Below are 17007 nucleotides of genomic sequence, written 5' to 3'. Positions count from 1 at the left end.
AGCGTTGTTTATGCGCCCGCTCCCGCCGCCGCTTGCACTATTCGGGGTCCAGTCGCAGGTACTGGGCCTCCATGAGGTGCTCGATCTTGCGGGCCGTGTGCGTCCGCCAGCGCGGGGCCTGGACCGCCAGCCACGCGTCGAACTCCTCGCGACTACCTGTGGGCGCGAGACCGAGCGAGTTCCCCACGTAGCGGGCCGTCTTTGCGGTGACCTCGCCTTGGGAGAGTTTCGCCCCGAGTTTGGGGTAGTTCACCGTCATGTCCTCCGTGAACGACAGCGCCTCCTCCGCCCCGCGCGAGGAGACCCCCAACGCAGGCCCGAGTTCTAACAACACCGCCTCGCGCGTCGCGAACGAGAAAATGCCCTTCCCCGCCTGATGCTCCTCGGTGATCTGGCGTTGGGCGATGTCGTCGGCGATGGTCGCCTTGCACGAGAGCAGCGCCGCTTCGAGCCGCTCCATCTCCGCGAACTTCGCCTTCACATCCGCGCAGGACTCCGGCCGGAGGCTTCTGAGCACTTCCTCCGACACGATTCCCCTCGTATCGTCCATATGTTTGATTCTACCCGAAAACACCAGGTAGAACAAGGGGAAATGAGAAGAAATACCGAGGTTTTACCCCCAGCTCGGCAGCCAGATCTCCGCGTCCCAGCGCCAATGGGGGATCGGGTCGCCGACGAGGATGGGGTAGAGCCAGGCGAAGTTCGCCACGACCAAACCGACGTAGAGGCAGACCAGCAGCCTGCCCGAGGCTTTCCGCTCGTCGCTGTGCCAGAGGGCCGCGCCGTTGTTGCCGAGGACGTCCGAGCAGCAGAGCGCGAGCCCGAGGACGAGGAACGGAGCCATCGCGGAGGCGTAGTAGAAATACATCTGGCGGTCCAGGTCCAGGAACCAGGGCAGCCACGAGGCTCCGTATCCGGCGAGCACCGCCGCGTACCGCCAGTCCCACGCGGCGAACATGCGCCAGAGCCCCCACAGCAGCATCGGCACGGACAGCCACCACATCGAGGGCGTGCCGACCTGCAGGATCGCCCCGACGCAGTTGGCCTCGCCGCAGTGCTGCGCGACCGGGCCGTTCTCGTAGTAGTAGAGGACGGGCCGCAGGCTCATCGGCCACTGCCAGGGCTTGGACTCCCAAGGGTGGTGGTAGCCGTTCGAGTTGGTGAGGTGCTCGTGGAACTTGAGCGAATCCGCGTTCCAGTAGCAGAGGTGCTTGAGCGAGTCCGGCAGATGGTCGCAGACCGCGAGCACGGCGCCGCTCGCCCCTTGCGGCGGCCCGCCGTACTGGTAGTAGGCGAAGTCGTTGGTGTACCAGGCCCAGTAGCTGGCGAGATAGATCAGCACAGGAATGGCGAGGAACCCCCACAACCCCGGCGCCAGGTCGCGAAGGAGCATCCCCCGGAAGGGCTTCTTCGCCCCGTAGTGCTTGCGCGCGGACCAGTCGAAGCAGATCGTGAGGAAGCCGAAGAAGACGGCGTAGTACAGGCCGGACCATTTCACCGCGCAGGCGAGGCCGACGAGCACGCCCGCGCCGAACCGCCACCACCGGGCGCCGAGGCGCGGGCCCAGCGGGCTCGCCGCCCCTTGGCCCTCGGCGAGGAGCAGGGAGAGCCGCTCGCGCACCTGGTCGCGGTCCGCGAGGATGCAGGAGAAGGCGGCGAAAGCGAAGACCGCGAGGAAGATGTCCAAGAGGGCCGAGCGGGCGGCGACATGGCTCACGCCGTCGCTGATCAAGAGGATCCCCGCGACGGCCCCGACCAACGTGGACCGGGTGAGGCGGCGCGCGGAGCGGATCACGAGCAGGACCAGCAGCGTCCCGAAGACCGCAGAGGCGAACCGCCACCCCAGCGGGGTGTATCCGAAGAGCGACTCGCCGATCGCGATGAGCTGCTTGCCGAGCGGCGGGTGCACTACCAGCCCGTACGCGGGGTTGTCCTCCACGCCGCCGTTGCCGAGCATCTGCCAGGCCTGCGGGACGTAGTGCTTCTCGTCGAAGATCGGCGTGCCGTGGTCGGAGTACGCGCCGAGTTGCCAGAACCGCAGAAAGCCCCCCACCGCGGTGATGACGAGCGTGACGATCCAGCCGCGCCACACGTCGAGCGGGCCGAAATCCGCCGAGGCCAGCGCAGGCCCAGGGCTGGAGCCAGTCGGCTCAAGCTGCTGGAGCCGCCGCGCGAGCGGCTGGTCGGCGAGCAAAGTCACTGGGGGAGCTTAGCCGATCAGGGCTACGACGCGCCCGCCAGCGCAGTCGTGGCTAGGCTGGGCGCATGAGGATATCCCAGATGGCGAGCACGGCGGTGGCGATGTTCGCGGCAGGAGTGTGCGCGGCGTGCTCGACCTCCGGCGGCGGGGCGGCGGGGCACTCCGCCTCGGCCGAGCCGTACTCGTTCCGCGCCCTCTACCAGGAGCTGGTGGAGACGAACACGACCTTGTCGTCGGGCGATTGCACCGAGGCGGCCGAGAAGGTCGCCGGGCGCCTCAAGGACGCGGGCTACTCCAACAGCGACGTGACGGTCTTCTCCGAGCCGCAGCACCCCAAGGCTGGCGGCCTCGTCGCCGTGCTGCGCGGGAGCGACCCGAACGCGAAGGCCATCGCGCTCCTCGCCCACCTCGACGTGGTCGAGGCCAAACGCGAGGACTGGCAGCGCGACCCGTTCAAGCTGGCGGAGGAGGACGGCTACTACTACGGACGGGGCGCCAACGACGACAAGGCGCAAGCGGCGATCTGGGCGGACAGCCTGATCCGCTACCGGCAGGAGGGGTTCGTCCCCAAGCGCTCCGTGAAGCTCGTCCTCACCTGCGGCGAGGAGAGCGGCCCGTTCAACGGGGCGAAATACCTCGCCGAGCATGAGCGCCAGCTTGTCGACGCGGAGTTCGCGCTGAACGAGGGCGCGGGAGGGATTCTGGACCAACAGGGGAACCGGATCGCGCTTGGCGTCCAAGCAGGGGAGAAGGTGTACCAGGATTTCACGTTCGAGACGACCAGTCCGGGCGGGCACAGCTCGGTGCCCGCCGACGACAACGCGATCTACCGTCTGGGCGCGGGGCTTGAGCGGCTGCGCGCCTTCGGCTTCCCGATCCAGCTCAACGACACCACGAAGGCGTTCTTCGCGAAGATGGCCGACCTGAAGGGCGGCGAGACGGCTGCGGAGATCCACGCGCTGCTCGACAACCCGCAGGACCAGGCGGCTGGCGAGAAAACCGCCAAGGCGGACCCGGTCTGGAACTCGATGTTGCGCACCACATGCGTCGCGACGCAGCTGAGCGCGGGCCACGCCCCGAACGCGCTGCCCCAGCGGGCGACCGCGAACGTCAACTGCCGGATCTTCCCCGGAGTCCCGGTGCGACAGGTCCAAGACGAGCTGGTCCGCGTGGTCGCCGACCCGCAGGTCAAGATCGCCCCGGCGGGAGATGTGAGCCCGACCCCGGCCCCGCCGCCGTTGGACGACCGGATCCTCGGGCCCGCCCGCCAGGTCGCGGGCAAGCTCTGGCCCGGCGTGCCCCTGCTGCCGACGATGGCGACCGGCGCGACGGACGGCAAATACTGGAACGCGGCGGGCATTCCCACCTACGGGCTGTCCGGGATCTTCCTCGACCCGGACCTCGACGGGATGCACGGCTTGGACGAGCGGCTCCGCGTGCGCAGCCTCGACGAGGGCCGCGCCTTCCTGTACGAGGTCGTGAAGCTCTACGCGAACGCGACGTGACGCCTGTCGGGCGGTTCGCCCCGAGCCCGTCGGGGGATCTGCACCTCGGCAACCTGCGCACCGCGATGCTGGCCTGGCTCTGCGCCCGCTCCGCCGGGGGAAGGTTCGTGCTGCGGGTCGAAGACCTCGACGAACGGTCCCGGCCAGGCGCGGCGGCCCGGCAGCTCGCGGACCTCGTGGCGATCGGCGTGGACTGGGACGGGCCGGTCCTGTGGCAGTCGCGGCGGCGGGAGGCCTATCGGGCGGCGGTGGACGGGCTCGCCGAACGCGGCCTCGTCTACGAGTGCTGGTGCTCGCGGCGCGAGATCGCCGAGGCCTCCCGGGCTCCGAACTCCCCGCCCGGCTCGTACCCAGGCTTCTGCCGCGAGCTGGGCGAGGCCCGCAAGCGGGAGTTGCGGGCGAACGCCCCGAGGCCGCCGTCGTTGCGGCTCGCCAGCGCAGTCCGGGGGTTCGCGGTGGCCGACCTCGTCCACGGGAGCCGCACAGGCCCGGTGGACGATTTCGTGCTCTTGCGTTGGGACGGGACGCCCGCCTACAACCTCGCCGTGGTCGTGGACGACGCCGCGCAGGGGGTCACGCAGGTGGTCCGTGGGGACGACCTCCTCAGCTCCGCGCCCCGCCAGGCGTATCTCGCCTCGCTGCTCGGCGTGCCCGAGGTCGAATACGCGCATGTGCCGTTGGTCGTGAACGCCGGAGGCGAGCGTCTCGCCAAACGCGACGGCGCGGTGACGCTCGCCGATCTGGCGAAGGCTGGGACAGCGCCGGGGGAGGTCGTTCGGCTGCTGCTCGCGTCCGTCGGATCGGGGGCGGCCACGCTCCGCGAGGCGTTGGACTCGTTCGACTTGGGCCGGGCTCCCGCGGAGCCGCTGGCATGGGGATGACTGCCCGTCAGGACAGCTGCCGAAGAGAGTCGAGGAGGGCTTGGCCGTCGGGCACGCCGCGACCGGTGCGGGGCAGCGGCACATGCGCCTGCCACGCCGGGGCAGGGAAGGCATTGCTGACTCCGCGTCGAAAAAGCCCCGGTCGCTGTTCGGGCCGAAGTACACGATCAATTCTGCTTCGTTCGCCAATGCCCCGGCCACTTCGACGTCCAGCACCACTTCTCCGTCGACGGCGGGGTCGCCGGTCGGGGAGTTCGTCGCGCCGTCTGTCGAGGCGATGGAAATGGAGGGCGGCTGGACTCCGAGCAGGTCGAAGTAATTGGCCAGGTCGGACCCGATCAGGCCCCCGCCGAGCGAGATGATCGCGAGGCGTTGGCCCGCTCCGGTCGTTCCGGCGGGGAAGTTGTAGACACGTCCCAGCTCGACCGGGGTGTAGACGGCGGACGAGGCCGCACGAGGTGCGGCAGTACTGCTGTTTGCGAGCGGTTGTCGAGGCCGAGGACGGCGGTCACGACGCCGTCGAGCTCTGCGGGGACGCGCAATGGGCCCGTGCGGTAGCGGTACGTGACGGCAGGCCCGTCCTCGTTCTCCTGCTGCGAGACTCGGTTCAATTCGCAGCCGAAAACATGGCTGAACGCTTTGGCGGATCTTGTGGCTTGGATATGCCGTGAGCCGGGTTTCTCCTCGACCGCATCGAGGCCGAATCTGTGGAGCGTTTCGGCTACGGCGGCGACGTCTGCGGGGTTGCTCCCATATTGTTTGACCAACTCGTGGAGGCGCACGGTGCGCGAGCTGTGGATAAGTTCCTCGGGGAGCTCCGCTTTGCGTCGGAGCAATAATGTCACGGAAATAGGATCGTCATCGGGAACGGGTCCGATATGTGTAATGCCGTGCACCTCTGCGCGCTCGCTGCCAGGGAGAATGATGTGTTTCTCGTTGCTCATGCCGCCACGCTAGCAAAGGAGCAGAAAGGGCGCTATACCAATATTTATATTCTGACAACGGCGTGGTCAGAATATAAATATTGGTTCGAAATAGCGAGATTGTGGCCAGAATATGATCAGAATAAACAGTCAGTTATGCGGCATGTATTTCCGTGGGGGCGCGACATTCCCGAGCGGCTTGAAAATGGGCTGCAGAACAATATGAATAGCGCTCCGCAAGAACTACCTGCCGTATGAAACAGCGCTCCGCTGTCGCATTCTTGGCAAGAGGCGTGTCGCGCATCCGGCGGCGATGGAGGGAATACTCGCCGGAGGGCGAGTATGTGTTGTGTCGAGAGGGGGACTTGAACCCCCACGTCCGTTAAGGACACTAGCACCTCAAGCTAGCGCGTCTGCCATTTCGCCACCTCGACAGGTGTGCTGATCAGCTCAGCAAGACTTGCTCCGGGTGGGTGGCCCGGCGCAGTGGTACATAGTAGCAGGGCTTCGGCGCTCGTGCCAATCGGTTCCAGAATCGCCCCAGGCGGCACTTCAGTCACAACTGCACCTCAAGACACGCCGGAATTGTGACCGCTTCGTGGCGTATCCGCAGGCACAATGGAGAAAGCACCATTAACGAGCAGAATGAGGTGGACCGTGTACCGAGTGTTCGAAGCGCTGGAGGAACTCGGCGCGATCGTGGAAGAGGCCAGGGGCGTGCCGATGACCTCGAACTGCGTTGTCCCAAGGGGCGATGTGCTCGAGCTCATCGACGACATCAAAGAGGCCCTGCCCGCGGATGTCGACGACGCGCAAGACGTCCTCGACCAGCGCGACCGGATGGTCGAAGAGGCCCGCCTGTACGCGCAGAACCACGTCGAAGACGCGCACTCGAAGGCCGAGACCTCCGTGGAGGAGGCCAAGCACATCGCCGAGCGGATCACCGCAGACGCGGCTGCGCAGGCCGACCGGGCGGTCAAGGAGGCGCAGTCCACCGCGCAACGCCTCCTCTCCGAGGCGCAGCAGGAGTCCGAGCGTCTGCGCCACGAGGCGCAGCGCGAGTACGAGTCGTCCACCACTCGGGCGAGGGAAGAGTCCGAGCGCCTGCTCCAGGCGGGCAACTCGGCGTACGAGCACGCGGTCAACGAGGGGCTCGCGGAGCAGCGCCGCCTGGTCTCGCAGAGCGAGGTCGCCCAGGCCGCCCGCGCGGAGGCGACCCGTGTGGTCGACGCGGCGCACGCCGAGTCGGACCGGACTCGGGCGGAGTGCGATTTCTACGTGGACACCAAGCTGGCCGAGTTCGAGGAGTTCCTCGTCACCACCAGCCGCACGGTCGCCCGTGGCCGCCAGCAGCTGCGAGCGGGCGCGGGGACGCACGATCTTATCGACAGCCTGCCGAATTCTCGTGAGAATCGGGAACGGGTCGAATCTCGCCGCTAAGCCGGGCGTGGCGATGTGCGCGGCTAGTAAATTTCGCGTATCCTCATCCGCGTGACCAGTCCGGAGGCTTTGTCGCGCGTCTTCGATCCGCGCCACCCGTGGGCTTTGGACGTCCGTCAGCTTCAACTGCAGCCTGAGCCGTTGCGAGGCGAGCTCGCGTTCCCCGCGCCGGACCGGATCGGGGGCGAGATGATCGCCGTCGAGCCGGGCGCGCCGGTCACGCTCTCGGTGGAGCTGTTCGAGACCGAGGACGGCGTGGCCGTGTCGGGCAGCTTGCGCGCGCCCGTCGCGGGGCAGTGCTCGCGCTGCCTTGAGCGTTTCGCCGCGTCGACGCAGGCTTCGTTCCGCGAGTTCTTCAGCTTTTCGCCGGTCGAGGACGACGAGGAAGCCCCGGTGGCGATCGGCGGCAAGATCGACTTGGAGCAGTCGGTGATCGACGCCGTCGTGCTCGGGTTCCCGCTCTCGCCGGTGTGCGCCCCCGACTGCCGGGGCATCTGCCCGGAGTGCGGCGTGCTGTTGGCGACGGTTCCCGCCGATCACGGCCACGAGCAAATCGATCCCCGCTGGGCGGGGCTGCGCGACAGGTTCGGCCCGCCCGAGCCGGAGCCGGACGAGGAAGCCGCCGATCAGGCAAACCGGAAAGAGGTTGGAGACAAGTGATGAGCAAGTCGGACGAGCGTCCAGGCGGATCTGCGGACCGCCGCGACGACGCGCCTCCGGTCGTCGAGCCAGTGCAGTTCTTGGCGCCGAAGGTCGATCCCGAGGACGCAGGCGGCGACCTGGATCCGACTGCTGGCCATGCGGGCCACGTGCGGTTGTCCGCCTCGGGCGGCCCTGTCCAGCAAGAAGTCCGGCGCGCGGCAGGCCGTCCGGCCACGGCGGCGAAGCGCCCGGCAGGCACGCGCAAAGCGGCTTCCGCGCCGAAGGCGGCGGTGGCGCTCAGCCCGAAGCCGAAATCCGACGCCTCGCTGCGTTCTGCGGAAAAGCGCCGCAAGGCCTCCGAGTGCGTCGTCGGCGACCCGCAGGAGCTTTTCGACTCCATCGGTGTGACGCTGCAAGAGGCCCTGCTCACCCTTGCCCTGACGCATCGCTCCTGGGCGAACGAGCACGGCGAGGTCCCCACGAACGAGCGGTTGGAGTTCCTCGGCGACACCGTGCTGGGCCTGGTCATCACCGAGCAGCTGTATGTGAGCCACCCGGACAAGGAGGAGGGCGAGCTGGCCAAGCTGAGGGCCAACATCGTCAGCACTATCTCGCTCGCCGAGATCGCCCGCAGGCTCGGCAAGGGCGGGCTCGGCGAGTACCTGTACCTCGGCAACGGCGAGGTGCGCACCGGCGGCAAGAACAAGGACTCGATCCTCGCGGACGGGCTTGAGGCGCTGCTCGGCGCGGTGCACATCCAGTACGGCATCGAGAAGGCGCGCGAAGTGGTCCTGCACCTCTGCGCGCCGCTTCTGTCCAGGGCCGCGCGGCTCGGGGCGGGCCTTGACTGGAAGACCAGCCTGCAGGAGCTCTGCGCGCGGCGCGGCCTCCGCCCGCCGGTGTACGAAGTCACCGAGGCTGGCCCCGACCACGAGAAGCTCTTCACCGCCATCGTGCTGATCGAGGAGAAGAGCCTCGGCACCGGTTCCGGCCGCACCAAGAAGGAAGCCGAGATGAAAGCGGCCGGCCACGCCTGGGGCGTGATCAGCGGCGAAGACGTGGCGCTTCCCGGCCTCGGGATCTAATGTCTCGGGATCTCGTTGCCTGAGCTGCCCGAGGTCGAGGTCGTCCGCCGAGGGCTCGCGGAGCAGCTGACGGGCGCGCGGCTGCGCGCTGTCCGCGTTCTGCACCCCCGTGCGGCGCGCAGGCATCCGGGCGGCGGGGAGTTCCTGGTCGCGGCGCTGGCCGAGCGGGACATCCGCGAGGTCCGCCGTCGGGGCAAATACCTGTGGCTGGTCCTCGACAACGAGGAAGCCGTGGTCATGCACCTGGGCATGAGCGGCCAATTCCGTATTGGCGAAGCCGGGCTGCCGGGGAACCCCAATCACCTGCGGATCGAGGCGGATCTGGCCGATGGGCGGACGCTGCAGTTCTTCGACCAGCGGACCTTCGGGGGGTGGGAGTTCGCGCCGCTCGCGGAGGTCGACGGCGAGCTCGTCCCCGTCCCGGTCGCGCATATCGCCCGCGACCCCTTCGACCCCAGATTCGACCCTGCCGCGACCGCCCGGCGCATCCGGGCGAAGCGTTCGGCGATCAAGCGGGTGCTCCTGGACCAGACCGTGCTCTCCGGGGTCGGCAACATCTACGCCGACGAGTCGCTGTGGCGGGCGCGGCTGCACGGCGAGCGGGTCGCGGCCGAGCTCGGCCAGCGCAAAGCCGTGGCATTGCTCGACGCGGTCGCGGCGGTCGTGCACGAGTCGATCACCGAGGGCGGCACCAGCTTCGACTCCCTCTATGTGAACGTGAACGGCGAATCGGGCCAGTTCTCGGACTGGCTCGCCGTCTACGGCCAGGAGGGCAAGCCCTGCCGTCGCTGCGGCAGGGCGATCCGTCGCGAGGCGTTCATGAACCGGAGCTCCCACTACTGCCCGTCTTGCCAGAGGTTGTGACGGCGCGGGGGCTTGTCGCAGGCGGAAGGACGGCTCGTCGTGCGAGCGGGCTGGAATAGGCGACGCTCGTGGTGACAGAGCCCAGCGCGCCGACTCGGCCCGCCACCTGCTCGAGATGGCGCATGGAAGTGGCCACGACTTTGAGCACGAAGCAGTCGTCCCCGGTGACATGGTGGGCTTCGACGATCTCCGGAGTGGAGTCGAGGAGGTCGTGGAGGGCTCTGTAATTGCTGGAGGGGTAGCGCAGCCGCAGGTGCGCGAGAATCGAGTAGCCGAGCTTCTCCGGGTCGACGACTGCCGTGTAGCCGGAGATCGCGCCGGTCTCCTCCAGCTTTCGGACACGCTCTTTCACGGCGCTCGGCGACATGGAGACGGCGCGGGCGAGGTCGGCGAGCGGGAGGCGTCCGTCGTCCTGCAAAGCGCGGAGAATCGCGACATCTGTGGTGTCGAAAGCGGATTGTCCTGCCATAGCGTCATTTTACCGCGATAACTGCGGCGATAGGGCAGTTCTTCCATATTTTGGCACTTCACGGAAACTGTTGCGTCGGCTACTTTCGTCGTATGGACACAGCAGCAGCATATTTCCAGGCGAAACTCGACCACGAGACGGACGTGGACGACGTGGCCTCCGCGTTGCGCGCGGGCGCGGGCGATTTCACCTTGGTCGACGTCCGAAGCGCTGAGGCGTGGGCGCAGGGGCGTGTTCCAGGCGCCGTGCATCTGCCGAGGGCGGAGATCGCGGCGCGGGCGCTCCACGAGATCGACAGGGCGAAACCCGTCGTCGTGCACTGCTGGGGGCCTGGCTGCAACGGTGCGACAAAAGCGGCGCTCGGGTTCGCGGACTTGGGTTTCTCGGTCAAGGAGATGATCGGAGGCTTCGAATACTGGGTCCGCGAGGGGTTCGACGTCGAGACGGACAGGGGTGTGCGGCCCAGCCCTGCCGACCCGCTCGCCGCGTTGCTCAAGGAGCCGGGGTGCGGGTGCTGATCCGAGGCGGCGGACGGACAGGGGATACCCGCGTATGGAATCCGTAAGGAACCGCCTACGGGCGTTTTTCGAGGGCTAGCCTTGCTCATCGGCGCGCTGCTGCCCGCATCTGCGCCCTTGAGAAGGAAGGACAGCCGACATGGCCGACATCGCCTATCTGGCGCTGACTTTGGCGGTGTTCGCGGTCTTGCTCGGCGTGGCAGGAGCGCTTCGATGACCATCGCCGCAGTGGTGAGCATTGTCTTGCTCGTTCTCGCCGCAGGCCTTGCCGTCTATCTTTTCGTCGCCCTCGTGGACCCGGAGAGGTTCTGACCATGTCTGCCGCAGCATTGCCCGAACAGGCAGCCGCAGCCTTGCAGCTGCTCTTCGTCCTCGCCGTCCTCGCCGTGGCGTACGTCCCGCTCGGGGACTACATGGCCAGGGTGTACACGAGCGGGAAAGACCTCGCCGTCGAGCGCGTCTTCTACAAGGCCGCGCGGGTGGACTCCAAGGCGGAGCAGACCTGGCAGTGGTACGTGCTCAGCCTGCTCGGCTTCTCGCTGGTCGGCGTGCTCTTCCTCTACGCGCTCCAACGGCTGCAGGGGGTGCTCCATCTCGGCGGCGGGCTGGCGGGCGTGAGCCCGGCGGTCGCCTTCAACACGGCCGTCTCTTTCGTCACGAACACCAACTGGCAGTCCTACACGCCCGAGACGACGATGGCCGTGTGGACGCAGCCGCTCGGCCTCGCGGTGCAGAACTTCCTCTCCGCCGCCGTGGGCATGGCCGTGGCGATCGCGGTCGTCCGAGGCTTCGTCCACGTCCGGGCGGGCGGCGAGATCGGCAATTTCTGGGTGGATCTCGTCCGAGGGACGGTCCGCGTCCTCCTGCCGCTCTCGGCGCTCGTCGCCGTGATCCTGCTGACCCAGGGCGTCGTGCAGTCCTTCCACACCGGCTTCGCGAGCGCGCAGGGGCAGGTGGCGCTCGGGCCGGTGGCCTCGCAGGAGGCGATCAAGGAGCTCGGCACCAACGGCGGCGGGATCCTCGCGGCCAACTCGGCGCACCCCTTCGAGAACCCGACCCCGTTTGCCAACGCCGTCGAGATCATCGCCATCCTCCTCATCCCGGTCTCGCTCACCCGCACGTTCGGGACGCTGGTCGGGGACCGCCGCCAGGGCCTCGCGCTCCTCGCCGTGATGACGGTGCTCTTCGGCGGGATCCTGGCTGTGACCTGGATTTCCGAGTCCTTCCCAAGCGGCAAAGCGGGCACGCTGGCTGGGGCGATGACGGAGGGCAAGGAGGTCCGCTTCGGCACGGCGGCCTCGGCGCTCTTCGCGACGGCCACCACCGGCACCTCCACCGGCGCGGTGAACTCGGCCCACGAGAGCTACTCGGCGCTCGGCGGGGGAGCGCTCATCCTCAACATGCTGTTCGGCGAAGTCGCGCCGGGCGGGGTTGGCACCGGCCTGTACGGGATCCTCGTGCTCGCGGTGATCGCGGTCTTCGTCGGCGGCCTCCTTGTCGGGCGCACCCCCGAGTACCTCGGCAAGAAGATCCGCCAGCGCGAGATCACCCTCGCGGCGCTGTCGGTGCTCGTGATGCCCGTGCTGGTGCTGGTCGGGACGGCGGTCTCGCTGGTCCTGCCCGCCACCCTCGCCGCGCAGGGCAACGGCGGGAGCGCCGGCACGCTCGGCTCGCTCCACGGGTACTCGGAGGTGCTCTACGCCTACGCCTCCGCGTCGAACAACAACGGCAGCGCGTTCGGCGGCCTCACCGTCACGAGCGACTGGTTCCAAGCCTCCCTCGGCGTGTGCATGCTCCTCGGGCGGTTCTTGCCGATCGTCCTGGTCCTCGCCCTCGCGGGGTCGCTCGCGTCCCAGCAGCACACCCCGCCGACGGCGGGGACGCTCCCGACGCACCGGAGCCTCTTCGTCGGCCTGCTCCTCGGCGTCGTCCTTCTGGTCGCGGCGCTCACCTTCTTCCCGGCGCTAGCGTTAGGACCGATCGCGGAGGCCCTCGGATGACGATGACCGAATCCCTGGCCGAGAAGCACCAGCACAAGGCGGAGGCGAAGCAGGCCGCCAGCGGGAAAGTCGCGGCGGGCGTGTTCTCGCCGTCCCAGATGCTCAAGTCGCTGCCGGACGCGTTCGCGAAGCTCGACCCGCGCCACCAGGCCCGCAACCCCGTGATGTTCGTCGTGCTCGTCGGCTCCGTCGCGACGACGGCGCTCGCGGTCCTGCACCCGACCGCGTTGTCCTGGGCGGTGACCGCGTGGCTGTGGTTCACGGTGCTCTTCGCGAATCTCGCCGAGGCGGTCGCCGAAGGCCGGGGCAAGGCGCAGGCCGCGACGCTGCGCCAGGTCAAGCAGGAGACGATGGCCCGCCGTCTGCAAGAGGACCCGAGCCATCCGGGGAAGACGGTCGAGGAAGAGGTCTCCGGCTCGCTGCTGAACTTGGGCGACCGGGTCGTCGTCGAGGCCGGGCAAGTGATCCCCGGCGACGGCGACGTCGTCGAGGGGATCGCCACGGTGGACGAGTCCGCCATCACCGGCGAATCCGCGCCGGTGGTGCGCGAGTCTGGCGGGGACCGCTCCTCGGTGACCGGCGGCACCACGGTCCTCTCGGACCGCATCGTCGTCAAGATCACCACCAAACCCGGCGAGACCTTCATCGACCGGATGATCGCGCTGGTCGAAGGCGCGGCGCGGCGCAAGACCCCGAACGAGATCGCGCTCGGCATCCTGCTGGCCTCGCTCACGATCATCTTCCTCTTCGCCGTCGTCGCCATCGGCCCGATGGGCGCGTACGGCGGGCAGCAGCCGGACCCGGTCAAGCTCATCGCCCTCTTGGTCTGCCTCATCCCGACCACCATCGGCGCGCTCCTCTCCGCGATCGGCATCGCGGGCATGGACCGCCTGGTGCAGCACAACGTGCTCGCCATGTCCGGGCGGGCAGTGGAGGCCGCAGGCGACATCGACACCGTGCTCATGGACAAGACCGGGACGATCACCTTCGGCAACCGCCGCGCGACCGGCCTCGTCGCGGCCGAGGGCGTGCCGGTGGCCCAGCTCGCGGCGGCGGCCCGGTTGTCCAGCCTCGTGGACCTGACCCCGGAGGGGCGCAGCATCGTCGAGTTCTGCGCCCTGCGCCACGGCCTCGCGGCCGAGGCTGGCGAGGAGGAGCTCGCGGGCGAGTTCGTCCCGTTCACCGCGCAGACCCGGATGTCCGGCCTGAACGTCGGCGACATGCTGATCCGCAAAGGCGCCACCGACAAGGTGCTGGAGTGGGCCGCGAGCCACGGCGCGGGCGCGTCCCCGGACGTGCAGCAGGCCGTCGACCAGGCAGCCCGCGAGGGCCGCACCCCGCTCGTCGTCGCGCAGCACGGGCCTGAAGGCGCGAAGATCCTCGGCGTGGTCGTCCTGTCGGACGTGGTCAAGCCCGGCATCGCGGCCCGGTTCGCGCAGCTGCGCCAGATGGGCATCCGCACCGTCATGATCACCGGCGACAACCCGCTCACGGCGGCGGCCATCGCCAAAGAGGCCGGGGTGGACGACTTCCTCGCCGAGGCGACCCCGGAGGACAAGCTCGAGCTCATCCGCAAGGAGCAAGAGGGCGGGCGGCTCGTGGCGATGACCGGCGACGGCACCAACGACGCCCCGGCGCTCGCGCAGGCGGACGTCGGCGTCGCGATGAACACCGGCACCGCCGCCGCCAAAGAGGCGGGCAACATGGTGGACCTCGACTCGGATCCCACCAAGCTCTTGGACATCGTCTCCATCGGCAAGCAGCTGCTCATCACCAGGGGCGCGCTCACCACGTTCTCCCTCGCCAACGACTTGGCGAAATACTTCGCGATCCTCCCCGCCCTGTTCTCCAGCGTCTATCCGCAGCTCGCGGCGCTGAACATCATGCGGCTGCACTCGCCCGCCTCGGCGATCCTCTCCGCCGTGATCTTCAACGCGGTGATCATCCTCGGCCTGATCCCGCTCGCGCTCAAAGGCGTGCGGTACACGCCTGCCGCCGCCGAGGCGCTGCTGCGCCGCAACTTGCTCGTGTACGGAGTCGGGGGCGTGATCCTGCCGTTCGTCGGGATCTGGCTCATCGATCTCGCGGTCCGGTTCTTGCCGGGGATGGGATAGCCCGATGACGTTGGTGTTCCGCCTCTTTCGCCAGTCGCTTGCCGGACTGGTCCTGCTCGTCGGGCTCACGGTTCTGCTCGGCGTGGCCTACCCGCTCGTGATCTGGGGGATCAGCCGCGTCGGCGCGGACTCCGCCGAAGGCTCCCCGCTCGTCGTGCGCGGCTGCGTCGCCGGAAGCGCGTTGCTCGGCGTGGACCCGAAAGCCCCGGACGGTCCACCGCAAGCGGGAGGCACCCCCACCCCCGACCCGTACTTCCACGCACGGGTGGTCGGCTCGGGGGAGGACGCGTTCGCGCCGGGCAGCCCGGCCGCGGGACTGCCTTCGAACCAAGGCCCGAACAGCGAAGCCTTGGCGAAGTGGATCGTGCGACGCAAGCACGACATCGCCGCGCGCGACGGCGTCCCGGAGTCGGACGTGCCCCCCGACGCGGTGACCGGCTCCGGATCCGGCCTCGACCCCGACATCAGCCCCGCCTACGCCGCGATCCAGATCGCCAGGGTCGCCAAAGCGGCGGGGAAGCCGGAGGACGAGGTCCGCAAGCTCGTGGACGCGCACACCGAGGGCCGCCAGCTCGGCTTCCTCGGCGAGCCCCGCGTGAACGTGGGCGAGCTCAACGCGGCGCTCGGCCTGCGTCCGCCCAACTGCGGGTGACAAGTGCTTACATGGAAGGCGTGAGCACCGATCCGGCCCCAGCGCCGCAGCCGAGCCCGCCCAAACGCGGCACGCTGCGGATCTACCTCGGCGCGGCGCCCGGAGTCGGGAAGACCTACGCCATGCTCGCCGAGGCGCACCGCCGTCAGGAGCGGGGCGCCGACGTCGTGGTCGCCGTGGTGGCGACCCATGGCCGGACGAAGACCTCGAAGCTGGTCGACGGCCTCGAGCAGGTGCCGACGATCCAGGTCCCGTACCGCGACACCGTGCTGGAGGAGATGGACCTCGCGGGGGTGCTCCGCCGCAAGCCGAGGCTCGCCCTGGTCGACGAGCTCGCCCACACCAACGCGCCCGGACTCGCCAACGAGAAGCGCTGGCAGGACGTCCAAGTGCTGCTCGAAGCGGGGATCGACGTGCTCTCCACCGTGAACGTCCAACACCTTGAGAGCCTCAACGACGTGGTCGCGCAGATCACCGGCGTGACCCAGCAGGAGACCGTCCCCGATGTCTTCGTGCGCTCGGCGGCGCAGGTCGAGCTCGTGGACATCACGCCGGAGGCGCTCCGCTCCCGCATGTCCCACGGCAACATCTACGCGCAGGAGAAGGTCGACGCGGCGCTGCGGAACTACTTCCGGCCCGGCAATCTGACCGCGTTGCGGGAGCTCGCCTTGCTCTGGCTCGCCGACCAGGTCGACGCGGCTTTGTCGAAATACCGCAAAGACCACCAGATCACCGCGACCTGGGAGGCCCGTGAACGGGTGATCGTCGCCGTCACCGGCGGCGCGGAGTCGCAGACGTTGATCCGTCGGGCCAGGCGCATCGCCTCGAAGTCCAGCGCCGAGCTCATGGTGCTGCACATCGCCCGAGGGGACGGGCTCGCCGGGGCGAGCGAGGCGGAGCGCGGACGGCTGCGGGAGTTCGCGGCGAGCGTCGGGGCCTCGTTGCACACGGTGGTCGGCGACGACGTCCCCACGACCTTGTTGGAGTTCGCGCGCGGGGTGAACGCGACGCAGCTGGTGCTCGGCACCTCCCGCCGCTCGAAGCTGGCGCATCTCTTCGACGAGGGCATCGGCATCCGGGTGGTGCGGGAGTCGGGGAAGATCGACGTCCACATGGTCACCCACGAGGAGGCGGGCAGCCGCCGGAGCTGGCGGCCGAGCCCGAGGAACAGGCTCAAGACGAGTTGGGCCGCGGCGGTCGTCGCGCCGCCCGCCGCGGCGGGGCTGTTGGAGCTCGCGGGCGGCTGGATCGACTTCACCAGCGCGACGGCGGTGTTCTTCGCGGTGGTGCTGCTGGTCTCCTTGCTCGGGGGGATGCTGCCCGCCGCCTGCTCGGCGGTGATCTCGGGCTTCTTGCTCAACTACCTCTTCGCGCCGCCCCTGCTCAGCTTCGCGGTGAAATCCCCCGGCCAGATCGTCACGATCCTCGTCATGGTCGGGCTCGGCGTCGCCGTCGCGGCGCTGGTGGACTCCGCGACGTCGCGGGCGCGCCAGGCGAGGCAGGCCGCCAAGGAGGCGGAGCTGCTCACGTTGTTCGCGGGCGCGGTGCTGCGCGGGGCGGGGGTCTCGGAGCTCTTGGCGAAGGTGCGCGAGACATACGGGCTGCGCGCGGTGAGCCTGGTGCGGGCGGGGGCGGTGGTGTCCTCCTCGGGGGAGGAGCCTCCGACGGGCGCCGCCGACGCGCAAACCGCCGTGGACTCCCCGGACGGGGAGTC

General features: G+C 68.9%; 18 protein-coding genes and 1 tRNA gene. 14 read left to right on the top strand and 5 right to left on the bottom strand.

Translation table 11 applies throughout. The features are described from left to right. Positions 1–37: 37 nt before the first annotated feature. Both ACRC20_RS03135 and ACRC20_RS03130 read right to left on the bottom strand, forming a co-directional pair. Positions 38–550, bottom strand: coding sequence for a DUF222 domain-containing protein (locus tag ACRC20_RS03135; protein ID WP_438684880.1), 513 nt, complete (start codon positions 548–550; stop codon positions 38–40). A gap of 63 nt (positions 551–613) precedes the next feature. Continuing rightward, positions 614–2200, bottom strand: coding sequence for a dolichyl-phosphate-mannose--protein mannosyltransferase (locus tag ACRC20_RS03130; RefSeq protein ID WP_438684879.1), 1587 nt, complete (start codon positions 2198–2200; stop codon positions 614–616). 65 nt (positions 2201–2265) lie between these two features. Here ACRC20_RS03130 and ACRC20_RS03125 point away from each other — a divergent pair, with 65 nt between their 5' ends. From ACRC20_RS03125 to ACRC20_RS03115, 3 genes are read left to right on the top strand one after another with little or no spacing between them, the layout of a single operon-like run. Further along, on the top strand, positions 2266–3705 hold the full coding sequence (locus ACRC20_RS03125) for a M20/M25/M40 family metallo-hydrolase (protein WP_438684878.1): 1440 nt from the start codon (positions 2266–2268) through the stop codon (positions 3703–3705). Further along, entirely contained in the window at positions 3702–4586 is an 885-nt protein-coding gene (gene gluQRS, locus ACRC20_RS03120; protein ID WP_438684877.1) for a tRNA glutamyl-Q(34) synthetase GluQRS, read from the top strand. Before ACRC20_RS03125 ends, gluQRS begins: the two co-directional genes overlap by 4 nt. A gap of 40 nt (positions 4587–4626) precedes the next feature. Beyond that, positions 4627–4905 carry a hypothetical protein gene (locus ACRC20_RS03115; protein WP_438684876.1) on the top strand — a complete coding sequence of 93 codons (279 nt, stop codon included), beginning with the start codon at positions 4627–4629 and terminating at the stop codon, positions 4903–4905. A 19-nt stretch (positions 4906–4924) separates the two neighbouring features. Here the strand turns inward: ACRC20_RS03115 and ACRC20_RS03110 are convergent, their stop codons facing one another. Continuing rightward, positions 4925–5530, bottom strand: coding sequence for a protease pro-enzyme activation domain-containing protein (locus ACRC20_RS03110; RefSeq protein ID WP_438684875.1), 606 nt, complete (start codon positions 5528–5530; stop codon positions 4925–4927). Here ACRC20_RS03110 and ACRC20_RS03105 point away from each other — a divergent pair. Next, positions 5513–5767, top strand: coding sequence for a hypothetical protein (locus ACRC20_RS03105; RefSeq protein ID WP_438684884.1), 255 nt, complete (start codon positions 5513–5515; stop codon positions 5765–5767). The two genes, ACRC20_RS03110 and ACRC20_RS03105, sit on opposite strands and share 18 nt — an antisense overlap. 92 nt (positions 5768–5859) lie before the next feature. Here the strand turns inward: ACRC20_RS03105 and ACRC20_RS03100 are convergent. Further along, positions 5860–5943: transfer RNA gene (locus ACRC20_RS03100), tRNA-Leu, on the bottom strand. A 223-nt stretch (positions 5944–6166) separates the two neighbouring features. Between ACRC20_RS03100 and ACRC20_RS03095 the strand changes: the two genes are divergently transcribed. From ACRC20_RS03095 to mutM, 4 genes are all read left to right on the top strand, one after another. Next, positions 6167–6949: a DivIVA domain-containing protein gene (locus ACRC20_RS03095; protein ID WP_438684883.1), complete on the top strand. Its 783-nt coding sequence runs from the start codon at positions 6167–6169 to the stop codon at positions 6947–6949. Positions 6950–7000: 51 nt separating this feature from the next. Further along, positions 7001–7609, top strand: a complete 609-nt coding sequence (locus ACRC20_RS03090; protein ID WP_438684874.1) for a YceD family protein — start codon at positions 7001–7003, stop codon at positions 7607–7609. A gap of 308 nt (positions 7610–7917) precedes the next feature. Beyond that, positions 7918–8676, top strand: coding sequence for a ribonuclease III (rnc, locus tag ACRC20_RS03085; RefSeq protein ID WP_438684882.1), 759 nt, complete (start codon positions 7918–7920; stop codon positions 8674–8676). A 15-nt stretch (positions 8677–8691) separates the two neighbouring features. Further along, complete coding sequence (gene mutM, locus ACRC20_RS03080; RefSeq protein WP_438684873.1) at positions 8692–9540, top strand: bifunctional DNA-formamidopyrimidine glycosylase/DNA-(apurinic or apyrimidinic site) lyase; 849 nt, start codon at positions 8692–8694, stop codon at positions 9538–9540. Here mutM and ACRC20_RS03075 read toward each other — a convergent pair. Then, positions 9494–10009, bottom strand: a complete 516-nt coding sequence (locus ACRC20_RS03075) for an Lrp/AsnC family transcriptional regulator (RefSeq protein ID WP_438684872.1) — start codon at positions 10007–10009, stop codon at positions 9494–9496. The genes mutM and ACRC20_RS03075 overlap by 47 nt on opposite strands. A gap of 92 nt (positions 10010–10101) precedes the next feature. Here ACRC20_RS03075 and ACRC20_RS03070 point away from each other — a divergent pair, with 92 nt between their 5' ends. The 6 genes from ACRC20_RS03070 to ACRC20_RS03045 form a co-directional block, all read left to right on the top strand. Further along, positions 10102–10527: a rhodanese-like domain-containing protein gene (locus tag ACRC20_RS03070; RefSeq protein WP_438684871.1), complete on the top strand. Its 426-nt coding sequence runs from the start codon at positions 10102–10104 to the stop codon at positions 10525–10527. 213 nt (positions 10528–10740) lie between these two features. Continuing rightward, positions 10741–10839: a K(+)-transporting ATPase subunit F gene (kdpF, locus tag ACRC20_RS03065; protein WP_438684870.1), complete on the top strand. Its 99-nt coding sequence runs from the start codon at positions 10741–10743 to the stop codon at positions 10837–10839. Positions 10840–10841: 2 nt separating this feature from the next. After that, complete coding sequence (gene kdpA, locus ACRC20_RS03060; protein WP_438684869.1) at positions 10842–12527, top strand: potassium-transporting ATPase subunit KdpA; 1686 nt, start codon at positions 10842–10844, stop codon at positions 12525–12527. Between the two features lie 98 nt (positions 12528–12625). Continuing rightward, positions 12626–14641, top strand: coding sequence for a potassium-transporting ATPase subunit KdpB (kdpB, locus tag ACRC20_RS03055; protein ID WP_438684881.1), 2016 nt, complete (start codon positions 12626–12628; stop codon positions 14639–14641). 4 nt (positions 14642–14645) lie between these two features. Continuing rightward, complete coding sequence (locus ACRC20_RS03050; protein WP_438684868.1) at positions 14646–15293, top strand: potassium-transporting ATPase subunit C; 648 nt, start codon at positions 14646–14648, stop codon at positions 15291–15293. Between the two features lie 11 nt (positions 15294–15304). Continuing rightward, positions 15305–17007: DUF4118 domain-containing protein (locus tag ACRC20_RS03045; protein ID WP_438684867.1), on the top strand; the 1703-nt coding region annotated here is incomplete at its 3' end.

The organism is Segniliparus sp., from assembly GCF_051660745.1.
Taxonomy (GTDB): Bacteria; Actinomycetota; Actinomycetes; order Mycobacteriales; family Mycobacteriaceae; genus Segniliparus.
This window is presented reverse-complemented; position numbering and strand designations above follow the sequence as displayed.

Coding starts and splice junctions, on each gene's coding strand:
- ACRC20_RS03135 (WP_438684880.1), bottom strand. CDS start 550: ATGGACGATACGAGGGGAATCGTGTCGGAGGAAGTGCTCAGAAGCCTC.
- ACRC20_RS03110 (WP_438684875.1), bottom strand. CDS start 5,530: ATGAGCAACGAGAAACACATCATTCTCCCTGGCAGCGAGCGCGCAGAG.
- ACRC20_RS03125 (WP_438684878.1), top strand. CDS start 2,266: ATGAGGATATCCCAGATGGCGAGCACGGCGGTGGCGATGTTCGCGGCA.
- kdpB (WP_438684881.1), top strand. CDS start 12,626: ATGCTCAAGTCGCTGCCGGACGCGTTCGCGAAGCTCGACCCGCGCCAC.
- kdpA (WP_438684869.1), top strand. CDS start 10,842: ATGTCTGCCGCAGCATTGCCCGAACAGGCAGCCGCAGCCTTGCAGCTG.
- ACRC20_RS03070 (WP_438684871.1), top strand. CDS start 10,102: ATGGACACAGCAGCAGCATATTTCCAGGCGAAACTCGACCACGAGACG.
- ACRC20_RS03050 (WP_438684868.1), top strand. CDS start 14,646: ATGACGTTGGTGTTCCGCCTCTTTCGCCAGTCGCTTGCCGGACTGGTC.
- kdpF (WP_438684870.1), top strand. CDS start 10,741: ATGACCATCGCCGCAGTGGTGAGCATTGTCTTGCTCGTTCTCGCCGCA.
- ACRC20_RS03075 (WP_438684872.1), bottom strand. CDS start 10,009: ATGGCAGGACAATCCGCTTTCGACACCACAGATGTCGCGATTCTCCGC.